The 6,491-nt window shown below is 57.2% G+C and carries 5 protein-coding genes; 1 reads left to right on the forward strand and 4 read right to left on the reverse strand.

The genetic code is table 11. From position 1 onward, the window contains the following. Window positions 1-510 precede the first annotated feature (510 nt). From VGG64_03280 to VGG64_03295, 4 genes are all read right to left on the reverse strand, one after another. Complete coding sequence (locus VGG64_03280) at window positions 511-2,445, reverse strand: helix-turn-helix domain-containing protein (GenBank protein ID HEY1598595.1); 1,935 nt, start codon at window positions 2,443-2,445, stop codon at window positions 511-513. A 77-nt stretch (window positions 2,446-2,522) separates the two neighbouring features. Continuing rightward, a complete protein-coding gene (locus VGG64_03285; GenBank protein ID HEY1598596.1) occupies window positions 2,523-3,281 on the reverse strand; it encodes a DUF3854 domain-containing protein in 759 nt (252 codons plus the stop codon). A gap of 831 nt (window positions 3,282-4,112) precedes the next feature. Beyond that, the gene (locus tag VGG64_03290; GenBank protein HEY1598597.1) at window positions 4,113-5,450 is read right to left on the reverse strand and encodes a tyrosine-type recombinase/integrase; all 1,338 of its coding nucleotides are present in this window, start codon (window positions 5,448-5,450) and stop codon (window positions 4,113-4,115) included. A 2-nt stretch (window positions 5,451-5,452) separates the two neighbouring features. After that, window positions 5,453-5,752, reverse strand: a complete 300-nt coding sequence (locus VGG64_03295) for a hypothetical protein (GenBank protein HEY1598598.1) — start codon at window positions 5,750-5,752, stop codon at window positions 5,453-5,455. 8 nt (window positions 5,753-5,760) lie between these two features. Between VGG64_03295 and VGG64_03300 the strand changes: the two genes are divergently transcribed. Next, on the forward strand, window positions 5,761-6,426 hold the full coding sequence (locus VGG64_03300) for a hypothetical protein (protein HEY1598599.1): 666 nt from the start codon (window positions 5,761-5,763) through the stop codon (window positions 6,424-6,426). The last annotated feature ends 65 nt before the right edge of the window (window positions 6,427-6,491 follow it).

A 6,491-nucleotide genomic window follows, 5' to 3' on the forward strand; every position in this document is an offset into this window, starting at 1 on the left:
CGCCGCCGTAGCCGCCGTCGCGGTCGTCAACTTCGCCCAGGTCCTGGCATTGGCCGAATGCACTGGTGCCAATGCTGTAGCGTTTCCGGATCATCTCAACGCCGTCCCTAAATACCACGTTTGTTGCGACCATGGGTCATTTGCTCCATAAACGAAAAAAGCCGTGCCCCAGCGACGATTCGCTGAAACACGGCTCCCGGGTTATTCCACGTGATGCCGCGAAACTAATTGTGCATATTGGGCGGTGTTTCTTTCTGCTGCGGCCTTCGGCGGGCGGGTGCTGGTCTTCAGATGCCCACAAACACGCCGAAACTCGACACAACAACGAGCCTAGGAATTTACACACAGGAAAGCAATAGCAATCACGCAGGCGGCCACAACCGATATGCAGCGGGCTACCTGAATGACCATTTAGTGAGCGAAGAATTCGCGACTCGCCAATCTCCATCAAGGCAACTTGGCAGACGAGCGACGAGGTTTTCTGGCGGCGCGCGATGGATGAAACACGGTTCAAGTCGGCCACTCGATATATTCATCAACCGATTCAACGGCGACCGCGACCGCGGCGGCGCTCTTTTCAAATTGGGCCGGCCTGAAAATATCAATCGTCGACAAAACCCATCCGCCACGTTCACCGATGCGTTTTACAAAACCGCCGGATTCCAAATTCTCTAAATGTTTCCTAACGGCCTGCGGTGTAATTTCCAAAAACGTCGCAATTTCAACCGTGCTGACCGGATCGGCCTTATAGCAACCATTCTCTACAATAATAGCTATAGAGAATGGTTGCGTTAGCTCGGCAACAGTTCCTGTAGAGATTGGTTGCGATAACTGCTCTCCTGTAGGAAGTGGTTGCGATAACCTATCCGCATTGATTTTCTGAATCGCGTTTAAAATTTCGGCCGCAGATTCTGAAATTGGCAAAATTTGAAAATCTGCAAGCCGAGCGCCGATTTCTTCCGTCGAGATAATTACGACCGGGACCCCATTTTCGCAAACCGCGCGGCCGCGGCCTGCCGATTGCCGCAACTCAGACCGAACGATAGCGTTGTAGGCGTCGCGCCAGTCGCGATCGCGATATCCGAGACAGTAGACTGATTTGCGTCGTCCTGAGAGCGTCAGGCCGGACCAGCAGTCTTTTCCCCATGCGGTCCATTTCTCATCGCGCGCCGCCGCCTGGTGCAGACCAATGCGAATCAACCGCTCTTTGATCGTCCGCGGGGGCACTCTCGGCGTCCCAAAAACGATTATTGCGTCGCATTCCGTGTACCAGTCGTTCGAACCACGGCCAGCGCCGCTGTGGAAGTGCTCGATTTTCACAATTCGCCGTCGCAATGACTCGTCGAGGTTTATCCCATCCTTGGCGGTGCCACGAATCGCGGAAATGTGCTCGCGGTGGCATATGATCCCGACTCGATTAAATCCGGCCATGCCGGTCATGACCGCCCGAAGCGTCGACATCGCCACCGTGGCCGACGATCGTTTCTTAATATCAAGCGGGACCTGCACGACTGGATGTCGCTCCGCTAGCGTGCCCGATGGCGTCTTGTTGACCACAGGACAACCGGCAAGCCGCTCGATCTCTTCGACCGTCGCCGTCGCGTCGCACATCCAGATGGTTGCATTGTCTGGGAGTGGCGTTTTCCAGACGGCGAGAACGGCCCGATGCTCGGTTACCTTGCCGCCGGGCCCAAAAGCGTTATCGACGCGGACGGTCAGTTCGTGCAATTCGCCAGCCGCGATAGCCTTACAGACGCGAACGGCTTCGCCATTTGGATAAACCCCGAGTGCCTGTATTGCCCGATAAAGCTTTGCATCGGCCGCCCTGGGCTGCTTGCCGGCGCCGGCAGGCATTGGCAAAAGGTGCGTCGATTGAGCTGTAGTAAGTTTCTCCATTAGAAACTCGGCCGCTTCCCGCATCCGCTGAAACCAATGTCGACTGTCCTGGTCTTCGAGCTCCCACGCCTTGCCGCAAGCCTGGTCCGCAATCCTTGCCACGCTTTTTAGGTGAGTGACACTCGAAACGTCGATCGTTGGCCGTAGGAGACTGGCGGGGTCTTCATGGATGGCGATGTATTTTCGGCCATCGGCAAGCTCTTTGAATCCCATCGCGGCTCGAGAGTGCGTCGCGATCCGATGAGCGGCCTTTTCTGCTTCGTCTCTCAAATCAACGTAATCGCACGTCAACTTAAACCGGCAATCTGGGCAAACAGCCGACGACGCCGACAATCCGCAATTCACCGCTTCAACCGCCTCGTCATAATTCTGACACATCTTTCTGCTTAACTGTGGATAAGCGGCTGCATCTAACCCGCGTCTGCATAAATCGCCTTGTGTTTCCTTGCAGTTTTTGTGCGTAGCCAATACCGTCAGGCTGGTACCGGCTTTCTCCATTGCCCGAAAATCTGCATAAGACTTCCCGGCGCCGGTCGCCGAGGTGTCCAAGTAGACTCCGGGGACATCAACCGACGCGACGCGGATCGCCGCCAACTCCACACGGTAGTCGTCTATGTCGCGTTGCATTACAACGCACCGTGCACGCAAAGGAGCTGATGGAACGCGTCAGGGCCGTGATCTCGGAGAAAATCGTCGATTGCGTTCTTTGTGTGCGCGCCGGTCGAGTCACGGGGGCCCGGCGGTAGGTCGACCAGCGAAACAACGGCGCCCAATCCATCAAGGGCGCACGCCAACTCTGCCCTCGCTTGCATGACAGAAAAGTTGATCCGCGGGTCAGTATCAAATCCGATCCATACCTTCCGGCGCCGCCAAACGACTCCAGCGAGGTCGGGGATTAAGTGGCGGGGATTCGATTTTGCGACTTGCCAGTTCCAAACGCCGATCAATCCCAGACATGGGAACCCAGCTTGATCAGCCGCCGCTGATTTTTTTTCTCCCTCGCTGATACCGATGGGGATATCGGGGTTTCGCAGAGCCGCGACCGTCAGCGGTGGAATGTACACACGCGCGGCGGTGTTAATTGGCTGTTCGTATTTAACAGGCTTGCCGTCAATTAACCGTGGCCGGCTGGGACGCACGCGGGCGAAGCCGTTGAACTTGCCATTCAACTGCCTGAATGGGATGACGAGACCGGGCGCCGGCACGTCGGCCCTGTTGCGGCCAAGAATACGCCGAAGAACCTCCGAATCTGTTTCGGAGCGGAACATGCACGCGGCAATTGTTTCGGCCGAGAGTCCCGATCGTTTGAGGTCGTCTAGGTGCTCCGGCAGCAGAAACTGCGTTGGGTATTCTTCCCAAAGTGGGTCGAATTCGGTATGATCCATGACGTTGGCATCCTTGCTCTAGTCCGGCGGGGTTGTGACCACAAGCCCGCGGTTTTTACGAACCGGCGGGCTTATTTTTTGCGCGGCTAGATATTTGCCAGCACTCGGCGCGCAGCCGCCACACTGGCTCTACGTTGTCTGTGAGTTTGCGCAAGATCCTGGTATCGATCAGGCGTCGCAGCGGCGCTTGTCCGTTCGACAAATCTGCCGAAGGCTTCGATAGAAGTCTTCCGCCTTCCGCCGATCAGGATCGTTTCAAGCCGAACGCCGCGGACACCGCGCAGGTGCCAGCGATATAGGGCGGCTATCGATGGACGGCCGGGCAGTTGCTTCGATGCTTCTTGCATCGTGAGAAGTGTCTCGTTGAGCATGGGACCACCTTTCGCCGCGCATGAAGAAGCCCACCAGAAAACACGTTCCTAGCGGGCGTTATTGGCGGGCACGGCTGGCCGCAAGAGCGCGCAGGAACAAAGTACTGAGCCGTCACCGCACAATGCGGATCGAGCTACTTCGTCCTGCTCGACATGGCCACCCGGTGGTATGCGGGGGTTTTGTCCAAACGGCGTTTTAGGGGAAACCAGCTACTGTTTGCAGCCGGACTTTCGTCTTATGTTTCCTTTTCGCCTTCCGGCAAGGAACCCAGCGTTTGCTCCAAACTGACCGGCCACTGAAACACTGCAATAAAGCGGCCGCACCAGGCACCATGCTGTCCCCTCATACAAGGGACGTTTCGTCACGCGTGACGTCGCCGACATTTGGTGCCGCCCCACGAGGCAGGGGCATTAGTTAGATTCTTGCGATTCGAATTCCGATAGTCAATATCACGTACACTCATCCAATCGCCGTCATCACTTTAACGGCCAGTGACAAATCACGTTCGGCATAAATTTGCGTCACGTCTGCTTGGCTGTGTCCGAGCACAACTTGGGCCGCCTCGAGTCCAAACTGTCGCCGTGCTTCGGTGCCAGCAGTGTGCCTCAATTGGTTCGGATGCCAAACGGGCAATTTGCCTTTATCGCACGCCCGCTTAATCGCTCTATTGTAACTATCTTTTGAATAGTGCCGTGACGCCTTGCCCGGCGAGAAACAGTAGTCCTCCTGCCCACGATCGAGATAGGGCTTCAAAATTTCCTGCGCTTTTGGGCCGACGAAGATTACGCGGGAGCGACCGTGATGTTGAGTTTTGAAACGGCGTGGCGTGTATAGCCAGACGGCGCCGGCACCATCCACGTCGCCCGGCCGAACAATACAAGCCTCTCCGGGGCGGCAGCCCGTCAGCCTTTGGAAACGAATCAAGTCTGCGACAACTTGCCGCAGGAAGGGCAGGGTGCCTTCTACGAGTGTGTCGGCAACCGCCTCGATTGGATCAGTTTCCCTTGCTTCGCTCCGGCCCCGTTTAAGGCCGGGAAGCGCAGCAAGCGATTGATAGACAGATGACGGTACCAACTCTTCGGAAACAGCCCATCGGAACAAGCGGCGCACACATGCAATCGTGTCGTTGATATACCGTCGGGACAGTCCTTGCGTGATGAAGTGCTGTCGCAATGCCTTTAATTTGAGTGGACCGAAATCAATGGCTGGTGTTTCGCCGTACAGATCGCGCAGCGAGCGAACTGCGACCCGCACATGCGGTAGTTGACCAGACGGCTTGCCGTCTTTGATGTAGTATGCCTGCGCGTATTTCCAATACAGGGCAGCGAGCTCAACGACAGTAAGGCCATCGATCGAGACCGGCCGCGATATGGCAACCGCAGGTCGCGCGCAGAATTCGGCGACGACACGCCGATATCGTTCGTGAGATTCGGGCGAGTTGAACTTGCCCAAGTAGACTTGGCGGCCGTCAACGTTAACGTACGCCTGGCCCACGGCCTTGTGACGCCGATAGACCGGGATCTTCGGTGCGGACATGCAAAACCTCCGGGAAATTGTCTGTAGTACTACAGACTTTTTCGTCGTCTTGCGTGCCGCACTGCTGAACGTCAGCAGGTAACAGAAAGTCTTGTTTCGGCTTACTCTTACATCGAAGTCGGGGCGACTGGACACCAATTGAACAATTTTGGGAATCTTGCAAGGAGTGGGCCGCTTCGGCACGTCGGTTGCTTGACGAGGGCGGACCGCCAATGAAATGATTTTGGATCGTTCCTTGCCTACGCACTTGGCGAGCGCCATGATCACGATTTTTCTCGGGTCATGCCCAAGTCGACCAAGGATGCCGTTCCGTGATCGAATCGTTGCACCTGTTCCTCGCCGCCTTGCGGGCGCTCGCCAGCGGTCAGGCAGCGCTGGTGGCCGAAAACCTCGCCTTGCGGCAGCAATTGGCCACCTATCACCGGAAAGCCAGGCGACCGAAGTTGTGGCCGCGTGACCGGGTGTTTTGGGTCTGGCTCTCGCGGATATGGCGTGGCTGGCGGTCGGCACTGATCGTGGTCCAGCCCGCCACGGTCGTCGGCTGGCATCGGCAAGGCTTTCATTTGTACTGGTGTTGGAAGTCCGGGTGCGGCGGCAAGCGTGGTCTCCGCAGGTTGATCGCCATGTGCAAGCACTCATTCGCCGCATGTCGCGGGAGAACCCGCTGTGGGGCGCGCCGCGCATCCAGGCCGAGCTGCGCCTGCTGGGCCACGAACTGGCGGTATCGACCGTCGCGCTTTACATGGATCGGCGCGGCAAGCCGTCGTCGCCCACGCGGAAGGTATTTCTGGCGAATCACACAAAGGATATCGCCGCCGTCGACTTCTTTGTCGTGCCCACCGCCACTTTTCGTATGTTGTATTGCTTTGTCGTGCTGAGCCTCGATCGTCGTCGCGTGCTGCACTTCAACGTAACTGCCAATCCAAGCGCCGCATGGACCGGCCAACAAGTAGTCGAAGCGTTTCCGTTCGACTCGGCGCTGCGATTCCTGCAGCGCGACCGCGGTGGGATCTATGGCGAGGAGTTTCAGCGCCGAATCAAGAACTTGGGCATCGAAGAAATGGTCAGCGCGCCGCGCAGCCCTTGTCAGAATCCCTATGTTGAGCGGCTCATTGGCATGATTCGCCGCGAGCTGCTCGACCCACGTGATCGTGCTCAGCGAAGCGCATCTGAAACACCTAATTGCAGAATATCTCGAATACTACCACGAGTCGCGCACGCACCAGTCGCTCGATAACAATGCGCCTAAGCCACGGCAAATCGAGCCGCCGGAGCGAGGCAAGGTCATCACCGTCCCCCAGT

This window comes from Pirellulales bacterium, from assembly GCA_036490175.1.
Lineage (GTDB): Bacteria > Planctomycetota > Planctomycetia > Pirellulales > JACPPG01 > JACPPG01.